The sequence below is a fragment of the Aeribacillus sp. FSL K6-1121 genome, assembly GCF_038003725.1.
GTDB lineage: Bacteria > Bacillota > Bacilli > Bacillales > Aeribacillaceae > Aeribacillus > Aeribacillus composti.
In genome coordinates this window covers 2,333,476-2,356,787 of record NZ_JBBOPS010000001.1, presented here as the reverse complement: position 1 = coordinate 2,356,787, position 23,312 = coordinate 2,333,476, and the positions used below count along the sequence as shown (strand labels likewise).

The window sequence follows — 23,312 nt, the reverse complement described above, 5'->3', positions numbered from 1 at the left end:
AAAAATTGTATCCAAAATGATATTTCATTGTATCCAATTTGAAGGTGTGAGAGGGTCGATGGTGAGTAAAAGCAGTGAAAATAACTCTACGATTGTAAACAAAGTTTTAACAAAATTAAGAAAAGAAATTTTAAGTGGAAAATTAAAAGAAGGTGAAAGACTCATTCAAGATGAATGGGCGAAAAAATTAAATGTTAGTCGGATGCCGATACGTGAAGCATTGACGCATTTGGAGATAGAAGGACTTGTTGAAATCATTCCGCATAAAGGAGCGATTGTCACTCCGATAACACCCGAAGATATCGAAGAAATCTATTATTTACGCTATTTACTCGAAGGGATTGTCGTAGAAAAATCGCATCCGCATTTGACTGATGAAGATATTGAGCAACTAGGCGACATTTTGCATGAAATGGAAACGCTTCAGCTCACGGATGATACGTATGACCGATATGCTGCTTTGAACAAACAATTCCATGAAATTTTGCGGAAAGGAAGCCCGTGGACAAGAGTAAACAAAATTGTCGATAACTTAGGTATTTCACCGATTGCTCCAAAATTGTTGGCCAAATATTACGAAAAAACACAGCAAGAACATAGACGGATTTATGAAGCGGTTTTACGCGGCGATCCGCAAGAAGTAAAACTAGCCATGCAATATCACTTGTTGCGAACCAAAAACAACTTGCTTGAAGTATTGCAAAAAATGAATGAGGAAGAAAAAAACGATCAGGATGACGACTAAGTTGCGTCATCCGACCATCGTTTCGAATTAAGACGATTAACGAATAAAAAGGGTAAGGGGGAGCGATAACACAAAAGGCAGCCAATTAATATCATTTGTAAGCGTTATCCAAGTTTCGGCATCCTTCAATAATCTTTTCAAAAAAAATAAAGCGTTATCAATTATTATTTTCTAAATATTTCCAATATTTCGATTATTTTACGGGAGGATAGGGTGATCATATATGCAAAATATCGGTGTGTTTAAAACACCTACCGAAATCACTTATGGGCCGAATTCGTTGAAAGAAGTGAAAAACATCATCGACAAACAAGGTTTTAAAAATGCACTCATCGTTACTGACCCTGGAATTAATAAAACTGGTTTAACTGATAAATTGATTAAACATGTGAAACACATCAATTATGACATCTATTACGAATGTAAGCCGAATCCAACGGTGAAAAACTGTAACGATGCGTTAGAAAAATTGAAAGCTATAAACGCGGATGTCGTCATCGCCATTGGCGGCGGTAGTTCGATCGACGTTGCCAAGGCAGTTGCGCTTTTAGCGACAAATGGTGGAAAAATTGAATCATACGAAGGTATTGATACGTTTGAAAACGGTTTATTGCCTTTGATCGCCATACCAACAACGGCAGGCACGGCAAGCGAAGTCACAAGCTTTACCGTAATTACGGATGAAGAAAGAGAATACAAGTTTACCATCGGTGGTGTGAAAATTTCTCCGAAATGGGCAGTAGTGGACCCGGTATTGACATTGACACTTCCGCCAAACGTAACAGCTGCCACCGGTCTAGATGCTTTAGTGCACGCAATCGAATCGTATACGTCCAAAATGGCTAATCCGATCACGAAAGCGTTGGCGAGGGAAGCCATCAGAAAAATTAGCCGAAATTTAAGACAAGCTGTGTATAACGGAGATACACTCAAATACCGCGATGAAATGTTGATGGGCAGTTTACTAGCTGGATTAGCTTTTAACAATACACGATTAGGAAATTGTCACGCGTTGAGCCATCCTATCAGTGCAATTTACGGAGTGCCACACGGAGTAGCCAATGCCGTTTTGATTCCACATGTCATGGAATTCAATATGAAAGCCGTACCAGAATTATTTGCAGACATCGCGTTAGATATGGGTGAAAACTTGGAAGGCTTAACCATGATGGAAAAAGCCCAAAAAGCGGTCGATTCGGTTCGCCGGTTAGCGAAAGACGTTGGTATACCAGAAACGTTTGAATCTTTTGGTATCGATGAGCAAAACATCAAGAAAATGACGGAAGATGCGCTTTTAAGCGGAAACATCAAAGTGAATCCTCGTATTACGACGTATGATGATGTGGTCGAATTATATAAAAAGGCGATAGGAGGGGCAAAATGAAGCTATTTGATTTAACCGGTAGAACAGCCATCGTTACCGGTGGTGGAAGAGGTATTGGCAAGTCAATCTCTTTGGCATTAGCGGAAGCTGGAGCAAATGTCGTTGTCGCAAGCCGAACTGAAACCGAATTGAAACAAGTATGTGAAGAAATCGAAACAACATATGGTCGAAAGGCTTACTATCGAACTTTAGATATAAGAGATCAACAATCGATACAAAATTTAGTTGATTACGCCATCCAAGAGGAGGGAAAAATCGACATTTTAGTTAACGGAGCAGGCACAAACGTCAGAGGAAGATTAGAAGATTATGACGAAGCTGATTGGGACTTTGTCATGGATGTAAATTTGAAAAGCGTCTATCTAATGTCAAAAGCGGTCATACCACATATGAAAAAACGGAAATATGGAAAAATCATTAACATCGCTTCTCTGACGAGTGTATTAGGTTTTGTCAACATGCCAGCATATGCAGCTAGCAAAGGAGGTGTATCACAGCTTACGAAAGTCATGGCTGTCGAACTCGCGGATGATGGGATTTTGACGAATGCCATTGGTCCGGGTTACTTCAAAACCGAAATGACAAAGTCGGTATTTGAAGATGAAGAAAGAGTTAAGTGGATGTTGTCGAGAATACCACTTAAACGTATCGGAAATTTAGAAGACTTAAAAGGAACAGCAGTCTTTTTAGCTTCCAGTGCATCTGATTATATAACTGGTCAAACCATCTATGTTGATGGTGGATGGTTGATCAGTTAAGAAATGATAGGGAGGAATAAAACAATGTCAAAATTTACAAGAATGAAAAAAATTACAAGCATCATCTTAATCGCACTCATGGTGTTGCTTGCCGCTTGCGGCGGCGGTGATAAGACTTCTGGAGGCTCAGAAGGCTCAAGTGATGAACCAATCAAAATTGGTGCGCTTTATCCATTTACGGGTGACTTAGCACTACTAGGTCAAGAAAGTTTTAGAGGAGTAGAGTTAGCTGTTGAAGAAATAAATGCAAATGGAGGAATTAATGGAAGACAGATTGAAATTGTAAAAGGAGATGCGGTCGATCCAGACGCGGCACAATCTGAAGCAAACCGTCTCATCAACCAAGAAAACATCTCCATGATTGTAGGTTCTTACTCGAGTGGTATTTCATTTGCTGCAAGCGAAGTTGCAGAGCGTAACGGTGCACTTTATTGGGAGTTGGGAGCGGTTGCAGACAACATCACGGACCGCGGATATAAGTCGATTTTAAGAACGAACCCACCTGCGTCAAAGTTCTCAGCTGTTCATATTAACTTCATTAAAAATGTCGTAACGGAAAAGTTAGGCAAAGGTTTAAACGAATTGAAAGTTGCAATTGCACATGAAGACTCATCATATGGTACAACGATTGCAAAAGAAGCTGTAAAATTGGCTGAAGAAGAAGGAATCAATATCGTTTCTGTACAGACTTATGCATCCGGTTCCAACGATTTGAGCTCAGTGATTTTAAACATTAAAAAAGAAGAGCCAGATGTGTTGATCGCCGTCTCGTATATCAATGATGCAATCATACTCTCACGTCAGATGAATGAGTTAAGTGTTGACGTACCAGTATTCATCGGTTCAGGTGGAGGTCATACAATGGTCGACTTCCAAAAAGCGGTCGGCGAATTGGCTGAAAATGTGTTAAACGTTGATTTTCCTCAGTATGAAATCAACAGAGAAGCAACTCCAGGCATGGATGAATTTATCGAAGCGTACAAAGAAAAATATGGCAATGAGCCTAGCTCTGGACATTCTGTAGCTAACTACATGGGTATGAAAGTCGTATTGGATGTGCTAAAAGAAACAGGCGGAGACTTGGATCCTGAAAAAGTAAGAGAAGCTGCGATGAATTACAAAGCTGAAAAAAGAACGACTGCGACAGGTTGGGGCGTCGAATTCGATCCTGAAACGGGTCAAAATATTGCAAGCGAACCTTACGTAACACAATGGATTGACGGTAAATTATTGACCGTTTATCCAGAAGAAGTGGCGATTGAAGAACCACGTATTAATGAATAAAAATATAGTGTGCAGCTATTTCAAGCTGCAGGCTTGAAATAGCTGCACATATTAAAAACAAGGGGTGAGACATCTGTGATACTTGTTCAAACCATCATTTCCGGTCTGATGATCGGCGGCATCTATGCCCTCATCAGTATGGGGTTGAACTTGATACTTGGTGTAGTGCGCATCGTCAACTTCGCACACGGTGAATTCCTGATGATTGCGATGTATTTGAGCTTTATTTTTTATTCAACTGTAGGTTTGGATCCATACGTAGCGGCCATTGTCGTTATCATCGCTTTGTTTACACTTGGAACCATTACGCAAAAGTTCATCATCGAACCGATTTTGGATACTCCTGCATCAACGAAGATTTTCGTGACGTTGGGTCTTTCCATTGCACTGCAAAACTTGGCACTCATGTTGTTTAACGCCAACCATCGCTCGGTGCAGACGGCTTATCAAAGTAAACTCATCAAAATCGGCGGTATCACGATGAGTGTACCGAATGTTGTCGCCTTCCTCGTGACGATTATGATCGTTGTAATGCTCTTCTTGTTCTTGCACAAGACGATGGTCGGGAAGGCGATTCGCGCAGTGGCGATGCAACAGGATGCGGCATATCTTACCGGAATTGACGTGAAAAAGATCTACATACTGGCATTCGGTATTGGCTTAGCGCTTGTAGGGTTGGCCGGCTCGTTGTTAATGCCAATTTATTCCGTCTATCCAACGATCGGAACGACATTCGTGTTGATTGCGTTCGTCGTCGTTGTCCTTGGCGGATTAGGCAACATGTTCGGCGCCTTTTTAGGTGGACTATTCATCGGTGTTGTTGAAGCACTTTCAGGGCTGTTGGTGTCGCCGGGATTGAAAGAAGCGATTTACTTTATTATTTTCATCCTTGTGTTGTTGGTTCGACCTCAAGGCATCTTCAGTCGAGGCAAGGGTTATGAGGAGGTTGGATTAGAATGATGAAACAACTATGGTCGAAAAAATATTTGTGGCTTGGTATCTTGATAGCAGCTCTCCTCCCCCAGATCATTGAAAACCGTTTTTATATGAATATTCTCATTATGATCTTGTTGTTTGCTACAGTTGCCAATGCATGGAACGTATTGGGAGGCTATGCAGGACAGCTGTCGTTGGGACATGCGATCTTCTTTGGCTTGGGAGCTTATACGTCGTCCTTATTGTTCTTGAAACTAGGCGTTTCGCCGTGGCTTGGCATCATTGTGGCGGTCATCTTGTGCGTCATTGTCGGTGTCTTGATCGGTTTTCCAACATTCCGTTTGAAAGGGACATATTTTACATTGGCCACGATCGCCTTTGCGGAAGTGGTCCGCCAAGTGGCACTTTTTTGGCGCAGCTTGACGAACGGTTCGATGGGCGTCAACATTCCGTTTGATCCGTCATTTGGAAACATGGTTTTTCGCGAGTACAGCGTCTATTATTGGATCACGTTGGTTCTGTTTTTAATCAGTTTAGCGGTAATGTACTGGATTGATGGTTCCAAACTTGGCTACTACTTGCGGGCGATACGAGAAGACCAAGACAGTGCACAGACACTGGGGATCAATACAACGAAATATAAAATGTATGCGATGATGATCAGTTCTGCGATAGCGGGGGCTGCGGGAGTCATATATGCGCAATACATGCTTTACTTTGAACCAGACAACATTTTCAATTTAAACTTATCGATAGAGTTTGTGTTGATTGTCATCGTGGGCGGCATTGGAACGATTTACGGGCCGTTGCTTGGCGCGGCGATCATCATTCCATTGAATGAGTTTTTGCGTTCGTTGTTCCCGTCACTGAATGGGATGAATTTCTTCATCTACGGGGTCGCCTTGATGCTCATTGTTGCCTTCTTGCCGAATGGATTATTGCCGTTCTTGAAGGAGAGGCTTGCCAAGTTGACGAAGCGTAAAAAATTAGAAGAGTCAAAAGCTGCATAATCGAATAGGGGGTGTAAGAAGATGTTTTTAGAAGTAAAAAATGTTTCCAAACATTTTGGCGGGGTCAAAGCAGTAAACAATACAAGCTTCCATGTCCAAAAAGGTGAAATCCTCGGCATCATCGGACCGAATGGAGCCGGGAAGACGACGCTGTTTAACTTGATTTCAGGCAACTATCCGGTAACGAGCGGAGAAATCTATTTCAAAGGAGAAAACATCACAAACCAAAAGCCGTATGTACTTTGCAAAAAAGGGATTGGACGTACGTATCAAGTCGTTAAACCGTTTGGCAATATTTCCGTATTGGATAATGTGATCGTCGGCGCTTTCAATAAATTCAATAATAAAAATGAAGCAAAGGAATTTAGTCTTGAAATCTTGAAGAAAGTAGACCTGTATGAAGAACGAGAGCGAATTGGAAGAAGCTTGACACTAGCTAAGAAGAAACGTTTAGAAGTGGCAAAAGCGTTGGCGACACAACCGGAACTGTTATTGCTTGATGAAGTCATGGCCGGATTGAACCCTACCGAAGTGAAAGAAGTGCTGCCGACGATCAAGTCCATTCGCGATTCAGGTGTGACGATCATTTTGATTGAACACATCATGGAAGTCGTCATGACAATTTGCGATCGCATCATCGTCATCAACCATGGCGAAAAAATCGCAGAAGGCACTCCAGAAGAAGTGGCTAACGATAAGAGGGTCATCGAGGCTTACCTAGGGAGTGAGACGATAAATGCTTAAATTAGAAAACATCAATTTATCCTACGGCGAAGTACAAGTGCTTTGGGATGTGTCGTTGGAAGTGGAAGAAGGAACAATCGTCGCATTGTTGGGAGCCAATGCTGCGGGTAAAACGAGCACAATCAATGCGATTTCTGGATTATACAAACCTTCTTCCGGAAAAATCGAGTTTATGGGACAAGACATTACAAAATTGGAGCCAAATAAAATTGTAGAACTGGGCGTCGTACAAGTTCCGGAAGGGAGAAAACTGTTCGATTACATGACGGTTCAAGAAAATTTGGAATTGGGGGCGTACAGTAAACGAGCGAGAAAACATCTGAAAGACAACTTGAAAAAAGTGTATGAACTGTTTCCGGTACTTGAAGAAAGAAAACATTCCCTTGCCGGGGAAATGAGCGGCGGTCAGCAACAGATGTGCGCCATTGGCCGCGGTCTCATGTCGGAACCGAAGCTACTCATCATCGATGAACTATCGTTAGGTTTGGCACCGATCTTAGTGCAAGAACTGATGAAAAATTTGGTTGAAATCAAAGAAAAAGGGATTACGATTCTATTAGTCGAGCAAAACGTCAACTTGTCATTGCAAATTGCGGACTATGCATTCGTGTTGGAAAATGGAAGAATCGCTTTGGAAGGAACGGCAGAAGAATTGTTGAACAATGAATATTTGAAAAAAGCTTATTTAGGAATATAAGTGAGGAGAACTTATGTTAGCGGCTTTGACGAAAAAATCTCCCAATGAGATCGAATTACGAGTTATTTCTCCCCCTGTTTTGTGCGAAGATGAGATTTTAATAAAAGTAGCTTATTGTGGTATATGCGGCAGCGATCTTCATGCTTACAATCATGCCAAAGGTTATGAGTTTGTTGACCATCCACGTATCCTTGGACATGAAATCTCAGGGACCGTCATCGAAGTTAATGATGAACGCTATCAAAAATTGATCGGTAAACAAGTGATCGTAGAATCGATGAACTATTGTGGAAAGTGCGAAAATTGCTGCAATGAACGCTATTCGATTTGTTTAAACAATAAAGTAATCGGCTTACATTTTGATGGTGGCATGGCCCAATATGTAAAAACAAAGGCAAAATATGTTCGAGTCATAGAAGATGTACCAATGGAAATCGCTGTATTAAGCGAACCAATGAGTGTCGCTGTCCATGCAATAAAGAGGCTTGACCGCGACATTACAAAAAACGATGTCATCTTAGTCCAAGGACCAGGGATCATTGGTTTTTTCGTTGCCCTTTTATGCGTTGAAAGAGGGGCGAAAGTTTACATTTCCGGTTTAAGGAAAGATTTTGAGAGCAGATTGAAAAAGTTTGAACCTTTTAACATCATTCCACATGTGGTTGAAGATGGATTGATTGACGAAAAAGTAGATGTTATATTTGAATGTTCCGGCTCTAAACAAGCTGTCATATCGATGTTTGATCAATTGAAAAAAGGCGGTTCTGCTGTCGTTGTCGCCCTTTATGAGCAAGAGTCGGAACTCTTCCTGACGAATTTGGTCAGGAATGAATGGATGTTGATTCCTAGTTATGGTAGTGATCCTGTCGATTATGATGAAGCCATTCAAGTTCTTAAAAAACATGCTGCGAAAATAAAAGACATCATCAACTACTACCCATTTAATCAAGTAAAACGGGCTTTTGAGGATGGATTGTATCAAAAGGTGTTGAAGCCTGTCCTTGAAATTGATACAAAATCGACGTAGAAGGGTGTTTGTATGCAAGTAAAAACGGCAATCATTACCGGTGCAGCCCAAGGGATTGGAAAAGCGATCGCCTTTCAACTGGCAAAAGATGGATTTCACACGATCATTTGTGATCTTAACGAAGAAAAACTTGTTACAGCAAAACAAGAGTTAAAAGATCAAGGATTTAATTGTTCCACTTACGTAGTAGATGTTAGCCGACGGGATGAAGTTTTTCAAATGGTGGATGATGTCGTAAACAATCATGGCGGTCTCGATGTCATGGTTGCCAATGCAGGCATCGTTCAAGTAAAACCGCTCATTGATATCACCGAAGAAGATCTTGACCGCATGTTTAAAGTAAATGTGTACGGAACATTGTATTCGATACAAGCCGCAGCAAAACAAATGATGAAACAGAAATACGGTAAAATCATCAATGCAAGCAGTACATCAGGAAAACGGGCGGTTGAATTGTTAGGCCATTATGCAGCGACTAAATTTGCCGTCATTGCTTTGACGCAAGCGGCTGCAAAAGAGCTAGCCCCATTCGGAATAACAGTGAATGCTTATTGCCCAGGCATCGTCGGAACTTCAATGTGGGAAGAAATCGATCGACAAATGGCAGCGTATTTAAATGTTCCTGTTGGCGAGACGTTTAAAAACAAAGTTGACAGCATCCCCTTAGGCAGGGTGGAAAAACCGGAAGATGTAGCAGGATTGGTGTCTTATCTAGCAAGTGAAAAAGCGGATTACATGACTGGTCAGGCGATTGTCATCGATGGTGGAAATGTATTTTCATAGAATACGTTAACGATTAACCTAAGCGCATTACAACATCATTATTCATATAAAAATTTTTTGGGAGGATGACAGATGACAAAAGTGAAAGATTTCAAATTGGTTGATTTGGACAATGTTGCATTGTACATCAATGGAGAATGGGTTTCATCTGTTGCGGGAGGACATTTTGAAGTTTACAACCCAAACACACAAGAATTAGTCGCAAAAGTGCCTAAAGGCGGTACGGAAGAAACGAGAAAAGCGATTGAAGCGGCGAAAGAAGCATTCCCTAAGTGGTCCAAATTAACAGCTGAACAAAGAGCCAACTATATTTTGCGTTTAAGAGACTTGCTCCTTGAACATACAGAAGAAGTAGCAACGATCATGAGCATGGAAATGGGTAAAGCTTACAAAGAAGCAAAAGGTGAAGTGGTATATGCTGCAAGCTTCTTGACTTGGTATGCAGAAGAGGGAAAACGCATTTACGGTGAAACCATTCCTGCTTCTGTAGAAAATAAACGATTGCTCGTCATTAAACAACCTGTAGGCGTCGTCGCGGCCATTACACCATGGAATTTCCCGATTGCGATGTTGACAAGAAAATTGGGTCCAGCACTTGCAGCCGGTTGTACAGGAATTGTCAAGCCTGCAAGCCAAACCCCATTAACTGCATTGGCATTTGCGAAGTTGGTTGAAATGGCTGAAATTCCTAAAGGCGTCATCAACATCGTTGCAGGTTCAACCAAAGCCATTTCCGATGAAATTTTCAACAACCATGCAGTCAGAAAAATTTCATTCACTGGTTCAACAGAAGTAGGAAAACAGCTGGTCGAACAATCTGCGAAGCAGTTGAAGAAATTATCGTTGGAATTAGGTGGACATGCTCCGTTTATCGTCTTTGATGATGCGGACATTGAAAAAGCGGTTGAAGGTGTTGTAGCTAGCAAGTTCAGAAACGCTGGACAAACTTGCGTATGCGCCAACAGAGTGTTTGTCCATAAAAATATTAAAGAAGAATTTGCTAAAACGTTCGTAGAAAGAGTAAAACAATTAAATGTCGGCAACAGCTTGAAAGAAGATGTCGATATTGGTCCATTGGTGAACAAAGCTGCCATTGAAAAAGTAAAAGATCATGTTGAAGATGCCGTCAGTAAAGGAGCAACCATTTTGTGCGGTGGTGCCGAAAAAGCAGACGAACCAGGGTACTTCTTTGAACCGACTGTTTTGGACAACGTGACTGAAGAAATGAAAATCATGAGCGAAGAAACATTTGGTCCGATTGCTCCTATCACCGTATTCGAAGATGAAGAAGAAGTCATAAAAGCGGCAAATAACACACCTTATGGTTTAGCGGCTTACGTTTATACTAGAGATATTTCAAGGGCTGTAAGAGTTTCCGAAGGACTTGAATTTGGAATTGTAGGATTAAATGATGCCATGCCTGGAACAGCACAAGCACCGTTTGGTGGGGTCAAAGAAAGCGGTTATGGCCGTGAAGGTGGTCATCAGGGTATTCGCGAGTATCTTGAAGAGAAATACATTTCGCTTGGTATTTAATTACCAAGCGATCCCCCTTATTTTATTTTTATACTGAAATTTCGATGAAACTTCGATCTTTAACGTTGTAAGGAGAATCCAAAATGACAGACTTTATCATCATCGGTGGAGGTATTGTAGGTTTATCAGTAGGAAAGGCATTAATCGAACAATTTCCAAATGCGAAAATAGTCGTCCTTGAAAAAGAAAGAGAATTGGCAAGTCATCAGACCGGAAATAATAGCGGAGTGATCCATTCGGGCATCTATTATACACCTGGCAGTTACAAAGCTAAGTTCGCTAAAGCGGGAAACGAAAGCATGAAGCGCTTTTGTGAAATGCATGGTATCGACTATGAAGAATGTGGAAAAGTGATCGTTGCAACAAACGAAAATGAATTGCCCAATTTACACAAACTGTATGAAAGAGGACTGCAAAACGGTTTAGATGTCCAATTATTAAAGAAAGAAGAATTGTTAGAAAAAGAACCACATGTCAATGGTTTAGAAGGTATTTACGTACCATCTGCGGGAATTGTGGATTACAAACAGGTATCTTTCAAACTTGCTGAACTGATCCGTGAAAACAACGGTGAAATTCATACAAATGAAGAGGTAAAGGCGATTGACGAACGAAGCGGAGAAGTCGTCGTCGAGACGGGAAACAAGACGTACCGAGGCAAATTTCTCATCAATTGTGCAGGTTTGCAAAGTGATCGCATCGCACGGATGGCAGGCTATCAAATTGACATGAAAATTTTCCCATTTCGAGGTGAATACTACTATATTAATGAAAACAAACGCCATTTGGTGAAAAATTTGATTTATCCGGTACCGAACCCAGAGTTTCCATTTTTGGGCGTCCATTTCACAAGAACGATTTACGGTGAAGTAGAAGTTGGTCCGAATGCTGTTCCTGGATTTAAACGTGAAGCATATACGAAGACGTCATTTGATTTCAAAGACTTTTTAGAAATTTCCACGTTTCCGGGATTTTGGAAACTTGGCATGAAGTATTACAAAGTAGGCATTGAAGAAATCGTCCGGTCTTTCAGCAAAAAATTGTTCGTCAAAAACGCACAACAGTTAATCCCTGAAATTACCGAAGACGATTTAACACCTGCACCAGCAGGAGTGAGGGCGCAAGCATTAAAAAACGATGGCACATTAGTGGATGACTTTTACATTGTAAATGGAAAAAACAGCATCCATGTATGTAATGCACCATCACCAGCGGCAACAGCTTCATTAGAAATCGGCAAGGAGATCGTTAACAAAATTACTGACATCAAGGAGAATAATAAAGCGATTTGATGCTGAAATCATTTGGAGATGTCTAAAGAAATAAACATTGGACATCTCTAAATGTCAATAATTTTGTAAGCACTTACATCTATCATAATAAAGAAAGGGAAATATGCAATGGCTAAACGTACGTCGATTCAAGCAGAAAAAAGTACCATGGATGCCGTCGTACAAGTGCTCGAGGAAGCGGATGTCGAATATGTTTTTGGTGTTCCCGGCGGCTACATGATGAAATTATACGATTCCCTTGCCAATTCTTCGATTAAACCTATCCTTACAAGACATGAACAAATTGCCAGCATCATGGCTGAGGTGTATGGCCGTTTGACAGGCAAACCAGGAATCTTCACTTCTCAAGGTGCATGGGCCGTCAGCAATGGCCTCATGGGAGCGGTGGAAGCGATTCAAGGCAGTTCACCTATGGTCATGTTAACGGATATGACCGACAACGCACCTTATTCACACCACGGTTCTTATCAGACTGGTACTGGCGAATATGGCAGCTATGATGTAAAAAAAGCGGTAGAAGCGGCTACGAAATATTCCACGGTCGTCCACATGCCCGAACAAGCTGTCCAAAGTGTTCAACTTGCCTTGAAACATGCTTTAGACGGCAATCCAGGTCCATCAGCTGTCGTATTTCATAGTTCTGCAATCAATGGAACGGTCAAACCGGACGGTTCACCAGTCATTTATCATACAAAACATTACTTGTTGGATCAAACGCAAACGCCCCATCGCGACGAACTCATGAAGGCGTTACATACGTTAAAGGAAGCGAAAAATCCGTTTATCATCGCTGGAAATGGCGTGAAAGTGTCAAAAGCCTTTGAAGAATTGGAAAACTTTGCAGAGTTGTTGGGGGCACCAGTCGGAACGACAACGATGGGAAAAAGTGCATTGCGTGAAACGCATCCTCAATCCGTTGGTGTTATTGGCAACTGGGGTACACCGGTAGGAAACAAAATATTGTCGGAAGCAGATGTCATTTTGGTTGTCGGTTCAAAACTTGCGCCAACCGATACATGCAACCATCATAGGCAGTTGATCGATCCACAACGACAAACCATCATCCAAATTGATATTGAATCGAAGCATGCGAGCTGGACATTACCTGTCGACCAAGCGATCATCGGCGACGCAAAACGAGTCCTTTACGAAATGATTCAACTATTGGAACATAAAATCGAAATCGATCGTAACAAAATAGAAATACGGATCGAAAGAATTGCTCAATTGAAAGAAGATTCGGAATATATTTTTGTCGACGAATCATATGCCGACGCTCGACCAATCAAACCACAACGGGCGTTGAAAGAAATTTATGATGCGATTGATGAAAATACGATGATTACGCTGGATGCTGGTGAGAACCGTGTTTACACGATACGCCATTTTAAATCGAAAGTTTCCGGAAGCATCATTTTACCAGGTTCGGCAGGAGGCATGGGATATGCGATTCCATCTGCGTTAGTCGCAAAATTAGTTTACCCGGATAAGAATGTGTTGGCAATTGCAGGAGACGGCGGATTTTCCATGACGATGAACGGTTTGATCACCGCGGTTGAACACGACCTGCCGATCGTCACAGTGATTTTTAACAATTCTTCTTTAGGTTGGGTAAAAAATGCCCAAGGAGAGAAAAAAGTCGCTTCTGAATTTATGGACATCGATTACGGAAAAATTGGGGCAGCCATGGGATGTCTCGGGTATACTATCGATGACCCGAATGATATCAAGGGAGCATTAACCGAGGCGTTTCACAGCAATAAGCCTGCAGTGCTCGATATAAAAACGACGGATGAAGAATCTTATCATAAAGTCATGTCCGAATTGGCGACTTCTTTAGAATAAGTGTAAAACCTCGAGTCGATTTCATACGGCTCTAGGTTTTTTGTTTGTAAAGAAGAAATGGGCGGAGTGACATCATTTCCTTTGCTCCGTATCGAATTAACTATGATAGATCCATCGGCTAGACGATTTTCGATTCTATTCGCTTTCGTATTGGTGATGGAAATCACTTGCATGATTTTCTTTCAATTTTTACTTCGAAAAAGAAACCTCTTACATTCTCTCCCAAACAAGAAGAGATGAGATTTCAATAAAATAAGTCATATTCTTATTACAGTGAACACAGCGAATATGGCTTCATACAAGCTTTACAACGAGTGCGAATTTTTAAATCTTGTTGAAGATGTTCCAAGCTCAAAAATTAGCAAATGACATGCTTGATCGAATTCTTCATCATATGGACAGTTGTCAATATTGTGGTTTAGATGACATTCATTCAAAAAATTTGTAAACTTCAATCATTTAATCCTATATGACTGAATCTATACCGGATTATTCAAAATGGTACATTACTAAACAATCGAAAATATATATTTATTATATCAATTTACAGCTCTATTAGGAGCCTTTTTAATAATGTTTTTTCTTAAATGCAAAAAAGCCAACTGGACAGCATCTATACTTTTTTCGTCAATTTTCTTGTTAGATTCTTTATACACATTTGGTAAATCTTTATATTCATTATTATAATGCCATTTATACTGTTAAATATTATTTAGTACTAATGTTGGAGGATTAATTAATATTTTTATACGTTGAGCGTTTTATTATTAAAAGTGTCATGTTGAGAGATTCACTGGTACTGTCAAGAATTTTGTGTAATGTAAGATAGATAGGGTATCTCTGAAATGGATTGGGAATGGACAGGGGACTAGTTTCTTCCGCCCAGGGGCAGTTCATTCCTTGATAAGCCTCTATCGGATTTGTGTCATTCGAAAACGGTTCCCAGAAAGAGAATAAAACGTTTTATACATCGCTTTCTTCCTCATTCGCTAAGAGTCGCCGTACACGGTGACCGGTGGCGTTTTACATAGGCATTGTTCTGTAGATGAAAGAAGACGGCTTCGGTTACCCGTTGGCCGTCTTCGTACACATATACACCGTGTTAGTCATAGAGGAGTTCAATCAATTGCCCGATGAAAGGGTGTCAATTCATGCAGCTGTTTCGTTTTTTATTTTGAATGCTGCGCATGAAAAGAGCCGGACATAATTTTTCCAGCCTAGCTCTCTTTAAAAGACAATCGTTTTGTTTCCGTGAACAATGATGCGGTCTTCCAAATGTAATTGTACAGCGCGGGCAAGAACGTCGCGTTCAATCGTTCTTCCGACCCTTTTTAAATCTTCAACATTGTACCGATGGCTGACCTCTTTAACCCCTTGTTCAATAATTGGTCCTTCGTCCAAATCTTCCGTCACATAATGGGAAGTGGCTCCAATAATTTTGACTCCGCGTTCATATGCGCGCTCATACGGTCTTGCACCGACAAATGCAGGCAAGAACGAATGATGGATGTTAATAATTCGATGCCGGTAATGCTTGATGAAATCTGGAGATAAAATTTGCATATAACGGGCGAGAACGACGAAATCAATATTATATTTCTTCAACAGTTCAAGCTGCTGCTTTTCCGCTTCCGGCTTATTGTCTTTATTGACCGGTATGTAATAATACGGAATTCCAAGCGATTCAACTGGTTCACGCAAATCTGGATGGTTGCTGATTACCAAAGGTATTTCGCAAAAAAAATCGCCTGATTGATAACGCCAAAGAAGATCGAGAAGGCAATGATCTTGTTTCGATACGAAAATCGCCATTCGCTTTAATTGGTTCATATATGAAAATTGCCATTTCATTTGCAATTCTTTTCCGATCGGCTCAAAGTCTTTTTCAAGCTCGCCTTTTTTACGTTCTATATCCGGTAATTCAAATTCAACGCGCATAAAAAAAGTGCCGCCTGAAGGATCTGTTGAATATTGATCTGATTGGACGATATTGGCGCCGTGTTCATATAAAACTTTAGAAATTTTTGCAACAATTCCTGGCTGGTCGTTGCATGTAATAAGAAGACGTGCGCGATCTTTATATTGATGTAAAAAAGATTCAAGATTCGTTTGTTTCGTATGTAACATAAACCTTTCCTCCAACCCAAATGTGATCTGTACAAAGGATACTAATAGTTTGCTTTCTTGTCAATTTGAACAAGGAAAAAAATATTTATAAGTATTCAATGTAAGAAAATCTTACAACAAAAATTAAAAAATACGAAAAAAAATTGTATAATAAAGTTAATGGCTGAAAATGTTATAAATTTTAACGTAATAACGTTATAAAAGGAGGTATAACAATGTCAGAATCATATAAGGATAAAAAAGTCATTACGATCGGTATCGTTAGTGAACTAACAGGGCTATCACCAAGAAAAATACGATATTATGAAGAAAGAAAATTGATTTTTCCCGAAAGAACGAAACAAGGAACGAGAAAATATTCCTTTTCAGATATTGAAACATTAATGGAAATTGCAGATAAAATCGAAGACGGCGTTCAAACGTTTGAAATTAGAAAAGAAATGCTGAAAAAAGAAAGAGATAAAATGCTCGAAGATAAGAAAAAAATGATTCAAGGCCAGCTGAATGCACACTTCAAAATAAGAAAACAATAGTTCAGGGCGGTTAAAACCGCTTTTTTTTATGATTTAATAAAGTTCTTCATTTTTATAAAAAATTATCAGAGTTTTTTTGCTTTTAACAAAATATTAGAGGTATATTTAAAATAGATGATTATTTAAAAAGGAGGAAGAAGAAAATGGACTATCGTATAGAAAGAGATACGCTGGGAGAAGTAAAAGTTCCAAAAGACCGCTACTGGGGTGCACAGACGGAACGGAGCAGAAACAATTTTAAAATCGGTACTGAAACGATGCCGATTGAAGTCATTCGTGCATTTGCCATTTTAAAAAGAGGTGCAGCGATCGTTAATGAAAAATTAGGAAAGCTGCCAAAAGAGAAAAAAGATGCGATCGTTCATGTTTGCGATGAAATTATAGAAGGGAAGCTTGATGAGCATTTCCCGCTCGTAGTATGGCAAACCGGAAGCGGAACGCAGTCGAACATGAATGTCAATGAAGTGATTTCGTTTAAAGGAAATGAATACTTGAAAGAAAATGGGTTTGAATCATTAAAAATTCATCCAAATGATGATGTGAATATGGGACAAAGCTCAAACGACACATTCCCTACAGCAATGCATATTGCTGGTGTCATAGCGATAAAAAACAAGCTGTTGCCGGCAATTGATTTGTTGACAGAGACGCTCGATAAGAAATCTAAGCAGTTTGAGAATCTTGTGAAAATTGGCCGCACCCACTTGCAGGATGCAACACCGCTCACGCTTGGACAGGAAATCAGCGGATGGGTACATATGCTGAGAAAAAGCAGAAAAATGATTGTCGAAGCAATGGATAACTTGAGAGATTTGGCGATCGGCGGAACAGCAGTCGGAACAGGAATTAATACGGATCCTCAGTTTGGACAGCTTGTTGCAGATGAAATAAGCAAGCAAACGAATGAATCATTCCGTTCCTCTGAAAACAAATTCCATGCGCTAACTAGCCATGATGAAATCGTTCATGCACACGGAGCGCTAAAAGCCTTGGCAGCTGATCTTATGAAAATTGCAAATGATGTTAGATGGCTGGCAAGCGGTCCAAGATGCGGAATTGGCGAGATCACGATACCAGCAAATGAGCCCGGAAGCTCCATTATGCCGGGAAAAGTGAATCCGACGCAAAGCGAAGCATTAACGATGGTAGCAGTCCAAGTCATGGGAAATGATGCAGCGATCGGTTTTGCCGCAAGCCAAGGAAATTTTGAATTAAATGTTTTCAAACCGGTTATTATTTATAACTTTTTACAATCGATCCGGCTTTTATCGGATAGTATAATTTCCTTCAACGACCGCTGTGCTGTGGGAATTGAAGCAAACAAAGAAGTGATTGATAAATATGTACAAGACTCGCTCATGCTCGTAACTGCTTTAAATCCTCATATTGGATACGAAAATGCAGCGAAAATTGCAAAGCTTGCATATGAAAAACGATTGACTTTAAAGGAGGCAGCTGTTCAACTGAACCTTCTGTCAGCCGAAGAATTTGACCGCATTGTCCAGCCGGAGAAAATGGTGTAACAGAAAACATTGAATTTTTGCTGGGAGATGAAAATATATACCGATACTCACTACTTGATACGATCCCTCTTGTCTAGATAGAAAGAAAAAAACCTATACTGTCTATGAACTGCACCCCTTAAAGTAGATGTTGAAAAATCCCTATTTGGTCAACACTGCTTTAAGAGGTGATTTTTTATGGCAAGAAAAGGACAAAAGTTCATAAACTATTCAGTTGAGTTTAAACTCTTAGCAGTTAAAAAATATCTTCGAAGACAGTGCTTCTTTCTTCAGCTTACAGACCTACTGAGTTATATGGGGAGGAATTGTCAGATGATTTCTTTAACAGTGATTCCTTCTACAACTATTCTGTAAGCCGCTGAAGAAGGGGGGAATTTTTAATACTGTCTATTTGATCTTTGATCGGGATATGTTCAATTTGTGCGTCCGGTTTTCTTATTTATATTCAATGCTGCCAGGTGCAAAAACCATTATCCTCCACATAAAAATTTCATGAATCCTACACAAAATATTCACCTTTGCAATGTTGCAATATGTATGTATTAAATTTATTCTTTATTTAATAGTTCTCAATTAATTTTTATTGAGGAAAGGAGATTTATTGTGAAAAAAATCATTATATTGCTTGCCGCCGTTTTCCTTCTTGCAGCTTGCGGTCAAAATGAAACGAAACAAGAGAACAGCGGAGAAAGTGCCGAAGTTCATCCGCTCGAAGTCAATTTGAAAGTGCCGGACCATGCGAATATTCATGAAAAAGTTTCGTTGACTGCTGAAGTGAGCTACGGAGGAGAAGCGGTTGAAGATGCTGATGAAGTAAAATTTGAAATATGGAAAGAAGGAGAAAAAGAAGAAAGTAAAATGATAGAAGCAAAACATGAAAAAGACGGCCAATATACGATTGAACACACATTTGATGAAAATGGAGTTTTTTTTGTTCAATCACACGTTACGGCGAAAAATCAGCATAATATGCCCAAAAAACAAATTGTGATTGGTGAACTACATAAAGATGGAGCTTCAACGGGCGAAAACGAAAAAACCGCAAATCATACTCATGAACATTCTCAAGGATCTGTAGACATCCAATTGGAGCTGCCGACAAATGTAAAGGCGAATGCGGAAACATTGATTCAAACAAAAATTCAAGCAGAAAACGCTCCGTTGTTAAATGCAAATGTCCGTTATGAAATTTGGAAGGACGGTTCTGAAAAGCATGATTGGGTAGATGCTGCAGGAGACGAGAAAGGTACTTATGAAGCGAAATATACATTTTCTTCCTCAGGAACTTATCAAATCCAAGTTCATGTCAACAATGATGAAGGACTACATGAGCATGTCACGAAGAAGGTAACGGTTCAAAAATAAAGATCGGAATGGATATTGTTTATGGTAGAAAAGAGTTGAGAAAGAATCGCTGAAAAAGTGTATATGTATGGACAAAAATAAGATCGGGGAAAGAATTCAATTAAGTCCGTGGCGAACTAATTGAACGGCAGGAACCAGATATGATCGAAGCACGTAACGTCGATACGTATGAATAGATTAATTAAAAACATGAAAAGCCGCCCTTCCCTTAAAAAGAGAATGTATGGCAAAAGAACTTTAAACGAAATAATTGATTGCATTGAATACGAAAAAGAATTCTTTTTATAAATGAATGAAGATTCGTCCAGTACAACTTGCCCGAACATAAGTTAAATAACAAATGCAAAGTAGTCTTATAAACCGAAATAAAGCGAAAATTTAGTTAAACGAAACAAAATTGCATAAAAGCTGAACAACCTTACTCCAATGAAAATTGAAGTAAGGTTGCTTTGGCTTTATTCATATTGCTGATTTTCAAGGTAAGAAAAAATTATCTTTTCGACCATCTCAATTTTATTGAGTTAACAATTTTTCTAAGTCGTCCAGCATATGGTTTGCAGCAAGCACACCGCCGGCTGTGTTCCAAATAGCGTCGTCAACTTTGTAAGCTTTTCCGTTTTTAACAGCATTTAAGTTTTTCCAAAGAGGATCGTTTGTCCACTCTTTTTCTGCTTGCAAAGCTTCTTTGTCTCCTTGCGGTGCATAGGTGAAATAGAAGATGATGTCACCGTCCATTTCCGGAATTTGTTCTTTTCCGACTTCAACTGCCAAATCTCCTAATTTATTTGCATCTGTAAACAATTTTTCTTGCTGAGCAGGACGTTTAAATCCAATTTGATCGAAAATCACACCAGAAAATGAATCTTTCCAATATATTCTCGTTACACCAGCCATGAAACGAACAACTGAAACTTCTTGATTCACTTGATCTCCTAATTTTTGTTTTACTTCTTCTACATGATTATTAAAATCATCTAATACTTTTTGTCCTTCTTCTTCACGATCGATGGCTTTTGCATATAGCTTAAAGTTTTCCTGCCAGTCGCCTCTTAATGTTTCCGAAAAAACTGTTGGCGCTATTTGATTGAGCTTGTCGTAGATTGCTTCTTGGCGAAGCTTATTGCCTATAATCAAGTCAGGCTGAAGAGCTGCAATTTTTTCAACATTGACTTCACTTTCTGTACCAACGACTTCAACGTCTTTCATTTCATCTTTAATATGATCGTACCAAGGATCGCCAAGCCAAGATTGAACGGCTCCGACTGGTTTTAATCCCATTGCTAAAAGCGCTTCGGTTCCTTCATTCGTTAATACGACGACACGTTCAGGTTTTTTTGGAATTTCAGCTGTTCCCATTGCATGCTCAACTTTGTATGATTGACTTTCAGTTGAGCTTTCTTTCTTTTCTTTTGAAGCTTCTTTACTGTCCCCGTTGCCGCAAGCAGCAATTACTGCCAGCATGAGTATGGCAACGATGGAAAATAATAATTTTGATATTTTTTTCATTATGTAACCCCCTAAAATGTAGTTGAAAATGATTTTCAATTCCTTAATAATAGTAATCAGTGAGAAATTAAAAGTCAATAATTAATTGAAAATGATTTTCACATTCAAAATGATTTGGTACAATTGGATCAGAAGTTCGACTTGTTAGGAGAGACGTGAAGTTGTCATTATCTAGTAATCGTAAAGCAATCTTACTTTTTCTTTCCTTTTTGCTTCTATTATTCAGCATGTGTGCAAGTATTGTATATGGATATACGGATACAAGCTGGAAGATGGCATGGGATGCTTTTTTTCATTTTAATGGTTCCAATGAACATATTATTATACAAAATGTTCGACTTCCTCGATCCGTCATAGCGAGTGTAGTCGGCGCTTGTCTTGCTTTATCCGGTGCATTGATGCAAGCTATTACGAAAAATCCTCTTGCATCGCCAAGCGTTTTTGGCATCAATGCCGGTGCAGGATTTTTTATTGTTCTAGCTTTTTCCTTATTTTCTGTAAACAGCTTACAAGCGTTTACTTGGATTGCTTTTGCAGGCGCAGCTTTTGCTGCCATGCTTGTGTACATGATCAGCTCATTGGGCAGTGATGGATTGACGCCTGTAAAGCTTACTTTGGCAGGAGCGGCCGTTGCGGCACTTTTTTCTTCCCTTACGCAAGGTTTGTTAGTTTTAAATGAAGCAGCGTTGGATCAAGTATTATTTTGGCTTGCAGGATCTGTGCAAGGCCGCAAAATGGAGGTAATGACAGCTGTTCTTCCATATATTTTGATTGGATTAGTTATTTGTACATTTATCGCCTCTAAATTAAACGTCTTAGTAATGGGAGAAGAAGTGGCGAAAAGTTTAGGACTAAAAGTAGGAACAGTGAAGTTTTTTGCAGCCTGTGCTGTCATATTTTTTGCGGGCGGTGCAGTTGCGGCGGCTGGTCCTATTGCATTCATCGGCGTAGTCGTGCCCCATATTGCAAAGTATGTGGCCGGAAATGATTACAGATGGATTTTGCCGTTCTGTGCAGTATTTGGTGGGATTTTGCTAGTTGCAGCAGATATTGGCGCCCGTTTCATTGTCATGCCTGAAGAAGTCCCTGTAGGGGTCATGACGGCGATAATTGGAACCCCATTTTTTGTTTATATTGCAAGGAAGGGGGTTCGTGCATCATGAAAAAATATGTTTCGCTTCGGATCGGAAATGTCATTTCATTTTTAATTGATAAAAAAGCCTTTTTCCTTTCGTTCGTTTTCTTTCTTGCGGCGTTTTTCGTAATCCTTGTCAGTGCAAGTGTAGGCGAAGTGATGATCAGCCCTGCCCAAGTTTTTCAAACAATTTTTGGAATAGGGGATGGAACGAACGAGCTTGTTATTAAACAATTTAGGCTTCCGAGAATTCTTATTTCCCTTTTGGTCGGCATGTGTTTGGCTGTTGCGGGCGGAATTTTGCAAAATTTAGTTCGAAACCCTTTAGCATCCCCTGACATTATCGGAATTACCGGCGGTGCTTCGGCAGCGGTTGTACTATTTTTAATGCTGTTTTCCGATAAGAATCATTCTTTAACTGTAAGCATTCATTGGATGCCTTTGGCAGCTTTCATAGGAGCAGCCGTTACAGGCATTTGTGTTTATTTATTGTCGTGGAAAAACGGTGTGACTGCCATCAGGCTTGTGTTGGTCGGCATTGGAATCTCCTTTTTAACTAAAGCATTAACGACTTTGTTAATGATAAAAGGGCCTATTTACCAAGCATCCCAAGCAAATATTTGGATAACCGGCTCAGTTTATGCGGCAAACTGGTCTCAAGTAAAGATTTTGTTTCCAGCAACTATCATTCTTCTCTTGATAACGGTTGTTACTGTAAGAACGATCAATATTCAAAGTTTTGGCGATGAGATCGCAATCGGTATGGGAAACCGGGTACAATTAACCCGCTTTTTCCTCTTATTTCTAGGAACCGCTTTGACTGCTGTTGCTGTCGCTTTTGGAGGAGGGATAGGGTTTGTAGGTCTTATTGCTCCTCACATTGCAAGAAAGCTTGTCGGTTCAAGCTTTGGTTTGATGCTGCCGATTTCAGCCTTTGTCGGGGCACTCATTGTTATGCTTTCTGATTTATTGGGAAAAACAATCTTTTTGCCGCATGAAATTCCAGCTGGTGTGTTTACTTCAGCGATCGGGGCTCCTTATTTTATTTACTTGTTAATGAAGCACAGAAATATTTAGGAGGT

Annotated in this window: 20 protein-coding genes and 1 pseudogene; 18 read left to right on the top strand and 3 right to left on the bottom strand. The window is 40.0% G+C overall.

Translation table 11 applies throughout. The features are described from left to right. Positions 1 to 58: 58 nt before the first annotated feature. The 13 genes from NSQ61_RS11555 to NSQ61_RS11495 all read left to right on the top strand — a co-directional run bounded on the left by NSQ61_RS11555 (position 59) and on the right by NSQ61_RS11495 (position 14,041). A complete protein-coding gene (locus NSQ61_RS11555; RefSeq protein ID WP_340807055.1) occupies positions 59 to 745 on the top strand; it encodes a GntR family transcriptional regulator in 687 nt (228 codons plus the stop codon). Between the two features lie 223 nt (positions 746 to 968). Beyond that, positions 969 to 2,129 carry an iron-containing alcohol dehydrogenase gene (locus NSQ61_RS11550; protein ID WP_340807053.1) on the top strand — a complete coding sequence of 387 codons (1,161 nt, stop codon included), beginning with the start codon at positions 969 to 971 and terminating at the stop codon, positions 2,127 to 2,129. Continuing rightward, entirely contained in the window at positions 2,126 to 2,887 is a 762-nt protein-coding gene (locus tag NSQ61_RS11545; protein ID WP_340807051.1) for an SDR family NAD(P)-dependent oxidoreductase, read from the top strand. The genes NSQ61_RS11550 and NSQ61_RS11545 overlap by 4 nt, the downstream gene beginning before the upstream one ends. A gap of 24 nt (positions 2,888 to 2,911) precedes the next feature. Next, positions 2,912 to 4,171, top strand: coding sequence for an ABC transporter substrate-binding protein (locus tag NSQ61_RS11540; RefSeq protein WP_340807049.1), 1,260 nt, complete (start codon positions 2,912 to 2,914; stop codon positions 4,169 to 4,171). A gap of 75 nt (positions 4,172 to 4,246) precedes the next feature. Then, positions 4,247 to 5,131 carry a branched-chain amino acid ABC transporter permease gene (locus NSQ61_RS11535; RefSeq protein WP_339229575.1) on the top strand — a complete coding sequence of 295 codons (885 nt, stop codon included), beginning with the start codon at positions 4,247 to 4,249 and terminating at the stop codon, positions 5,129 to 5,131. Next, positions 5,128 to 6,117 carry a branched-chain amino acid ABC transporter permease gene (locus NSQ61_RS11530; protein WP_340807045.1) on the top strand — a complete coding sequence of 330 codons (990 nt, stop codon included), beginning with the start codon at positions 5,128 to 5,130 and terminating at the stop codon, positions 6,115 to 6,117. The genes NSQ61_RS11535 and NSQ61_RS11530 overlap by 4 nt, the downstream gene beginning before the upstream one ends. Before the next feature lie 21 nt (positions 6,118 to 6,138). Then, complete coding sequence (locus NSQ61_RS11525; protein WP_340807043.1) at positions 6,139 to 6,861, top strand: ABC transporter ATP-binding protein; 723 nt, start codon at positions 6,139 to 6,141, stop codon at positions 6,859 to 6,861. Continuing rightward, entirely contained in the window at positions 6,854 to 7,558 is a 705-nt protein-coding gene (locus tag NSQ61_RS11520; RefSeq protein ID WP_340807041.1) for an ABC transporter ATP-binding protein, read from the top strand. The genes NSQ61_RS11525 and NSQ61_RS11520 overlap by 8 nt, the downstream gene beginning before the upstream one ends. A 13-nt stretch (positions 7,559 to 7,571) precedes the next feature. After that, positions 7,572 to 8,585, top strand: coding sequence for a zinc-dependent alcohol dehydrogenase (locus tag NSQ61_RS11515; RefSeq protein WP_340807039.1), 1,014 nt, complete (start codon positions 7,572 to 7,574; stop codon positions 8,583 to 8,585). 12 nt (positions 8,586 to 8,597) lie between these two features. Then, positions 8,598 to 9,368, top strand: a complete 771-nt coding sequence (locus NSQ61_RS11510) for an acetoin reductase (protein WP_340807037.1) — start codon at positions 8,598 to 8,600, stop codon at positions 9,366 to 9,368. A 120-nt stretch (positions 9,369 to 9,488) separates the two neighbouring features. Beyond that, complete coding sequence (locus NSQ61_RS11505; protein WP_339230753.1) at positions 9,489 to 10,904, top strand: NAD-dependent succinate-semialdehyde dehydrogenase; 1,416 nt, start codon at positions 9,489 to 9,491, stop codon at positions 10,902 to 10,904. 83 nt (positions 10,905 to 10,987) lie between these two features. After that, the gene (lhgO, locus tag NSQ61_RS11500; protein ID WP_340807035.1) at positions 10,988 to 12,196 is read left to right on the top strand and encodes an L-2-hydroxyglutarate oxidase; all 1,209 of its coding nucleotides are present in this window, start codon (positions 10,988 to 10,990) and stop codon (positions 12,194 to 12,196) included. Positions 12,197 to 12,304: 108 nt separating this feature from the next. Next, positions 12,305 to 14,041, top strand: coding sequence for a thiamine pyrophosphate-binding protein (locus NSQ61_RS11495; RefSeq protein WP_339229561.1), 1,737 nt, complete (start codon positions 12,305 to 12,307; stop codon positions 14,039 to 14,041). Between the two features lie 982 nt (positions 14,042 to 15,023). Here the strand turns inward: NSQ61_RS11495 and NSQ61_RS11490 are convergent. Both NSQ61_RS11490 and purU read right to left on the bottom strand, forming a co-directional pair. Next, positions 15,024 to 15,204 (bottom strand): annotated as a pseudogene (locus tag NSQ61_RS11490) (hypothetical protein); the annotation flags it as partial. Positions 15,205 to 15,268: 64 nt separating this feature from the next. Then, positions 15,269 to 16,168, bottom strand: a complete 900-nt coding sequence (purU, locus tag NSQ61_RS11485; protein WP_063386952.1) for a formyltetrahydrofolate deformylase — start codon at positions 16,166 to 16,168, stop codon at positions 15,269 to 15,271. A 215-nt stretch (positions 16,169 to 16,383) separates the two neighbouring features. On the opposite strand from purU, the gene NSQ61_RS11480 reads away from it, so the two are divergent. The 3 genes from NSQ61_RS11480 to NSQ61_RS11470 all read left to right on the top strand — a co-directional run bounded on the left by NSQ61_RS11480 (position 16,384) and on the right by NSQ61_RS11470 (position 19,589). Beyond that, positions 16,384 to 16,701: a MerR family transcriptional regulator gene (locus NSQ61_RS11480; RefSeq protein ID WP_063386951.1), complete on the top strand. Its 318-nt coding sequence runs from the start codon at positions 16,384 to 16,386 to the stop codon at positions 16,699 to 16,701. 143 nt (positions 16,702 to 16,844) lie between these two features. Continuing rightward, positions 16,845 to 18,224, top strand: coding sequence for a class II fumarate hydratase (fumC, locus tag NSQ61_RS11475; RefSeq protein WP_130156803.1), 1,380 nt, complete (start codon positions 16,845 to 16,847; stop codon positions 18,222 to 18,224). A 603-nt stretch (positions 18,225 to 18,827) separates the two neighbouring features. After that, entirely contained in the window at positions 18,828 to 19,589 is a 762-nt protein-coding gene (locus NSQ61_RS11470; RefSeq protein WP_340807033.1) for a FixH family protein, read from the top strand. Between the two features lie 513 nt (positions 19,590 to 20,102). Here NSQ61_RS11470 and NSQ61_RS11465 read toward each other — a convergent pair. Next, positions 20,103 to 21,095 (bottom strand): ABC transporter substrate-binding protein, encoded by a 993-nt coding sequence (locus NSQ61_RS11465; protein ID WP_066249177.1) that lies wholly within the window; start codon positions 21,093 to 21,095, stop codon positions 20,103 to 20,105. A gap of 161 nt (positions 21,096 to 21,256) precedes the next feature. Between NSQ61_RS11465 and NSQ61_RS11460 the strand changes: the two genes are divergently transcribed. Next, positions 21,257 to 22,258, top strand: coding sequence for a FecCD family ABC transporter permease (locus NSQ61_RS11460; RefSeq protein ID WP_339229540.1), 1,002 nt, complete (start codon positions 21,257 to 21,259; stop codon positions 22,256 to 22,258). Then, a complete protein-coding gene (locus NSQ61_RS11455) occupies positions 22,255 to 23,307 on the top strand; it encodes a FecCD family ABC transporter permease (protein WP_339194470.1) in 1,053 nt (350 codons plus the stop codon). The genes NSQ61_RS11460 and NSQ61_RS11455 overlap by 4 nt, the downstream gene beginning before the upstream one ends. The last annotated feature ends 5 nt before the right edge of the window (positions 23,308 to 23,312 follow it).

Coding starts and splice junctions, on each gene's coding strand:
- NSQ61_RS11555 (WP_340807055.1), top strand. CDS start 59: ATGGTGAGTAAAAGCAGTGAAAATAACTCTACGATTGTAAACAAAGTT.
- NSQ61_RS11550 (WP_340807053.1), top strand. CDS start 969: ATGCAAAATATCGGTGTGTTTAAAACACCTACCGAAATCACTTATGGG.
- NSQ61_RS11545 (WP_340807051.1), top strand. CDS start 2,126: ATGAAGCTATTTGATTTAACCGGTAGAACAGCCATCGTTACCGGTGGT.
- NSQ61_RS11540 (WP_340807049.1), top strand. CDS start 2,912: ATGTCAAAATTTACAAGAATGAAAAAAATTACAAGCATCATCTTAATC.
- NSQ61_RS11530 (WP_340807045.1), top strand. CDS start 5,128: ATGATGAAACAACTATGGTCGAAAAAATATTTGTGGCTTGGTATCTTG.
- NSQ61_RS11525 (WP_340807043.1), top strand. CDS start 6,139: ATGTTTTTAGAAGTAAAAAATGTTTCCAAACATTTTGGCGGGGTCAAA.
- NSQ61_RS11520 (WP_340807041.1), top strand. CDS start 6,854: ATGCTTAAATTAGAAAACATCAATTTATCCTACGGCGAAGTACAAGTG.
- NSQ61_RS11515 (WP_340807039.1), top strand. CDS start 7,572: ATGTTAGCGGCTTTGACGAAAAAATCTCCCAATGAGATCGAATTACGA.
- NSQ61_RS11510 (WP_340807037.1), top strand. CDS start 8,598: ATGCAAGTAAAAACGGCAATCATTACCGGTGCAGCCCAAGGGATTGGA.
- lhgO (WP_340807035.1), top strand. CDS start 10,988: ATGACAGACTTTATCATCATCGGTGGAGGTATTGTAGGTTTATCAGTA.
- NSQ61_RS11495 (WP_339229561.1), top strand. CDS start 12,305: ATGGCTAAACGTACGTCGATTCAAGCAGAAAAAAGTACCATGGATGCC.
- purU (WP_063386952.1), bottom strand. CDS start 16,168: ATGTTACATACGAAACAAACGAATCTTGAATCTTTTTTACATCAATAT.
- NSQ61_RS11480 (WP_063386951.1), top strand. CDS start 16,384: ATGTCAGAATCATATAAGGATAAAAAAGTCATTACGATCGGTATCGTT.
- fumC (WP_130156803.1), top strand. CDS start 16,845: ATGGACTATCGTATAGAAAGAGATACGCTGGGAGAAGTAAAAGTTCCA.
- NSQ61_RS11465 (WP_066249177.1), bottom strand. CDS start 21,095: ATGAAAAAAATATCAAAATTATTATTTTCCATCGTTGCCATACTCATG.
- NSQ61_RS11455 (WP_339194470.1), top strand. CDS start 22,255: ATGAAAAAATATGTTTCGCTTCGGATCGGAAATGTCATTTCATTTTTA.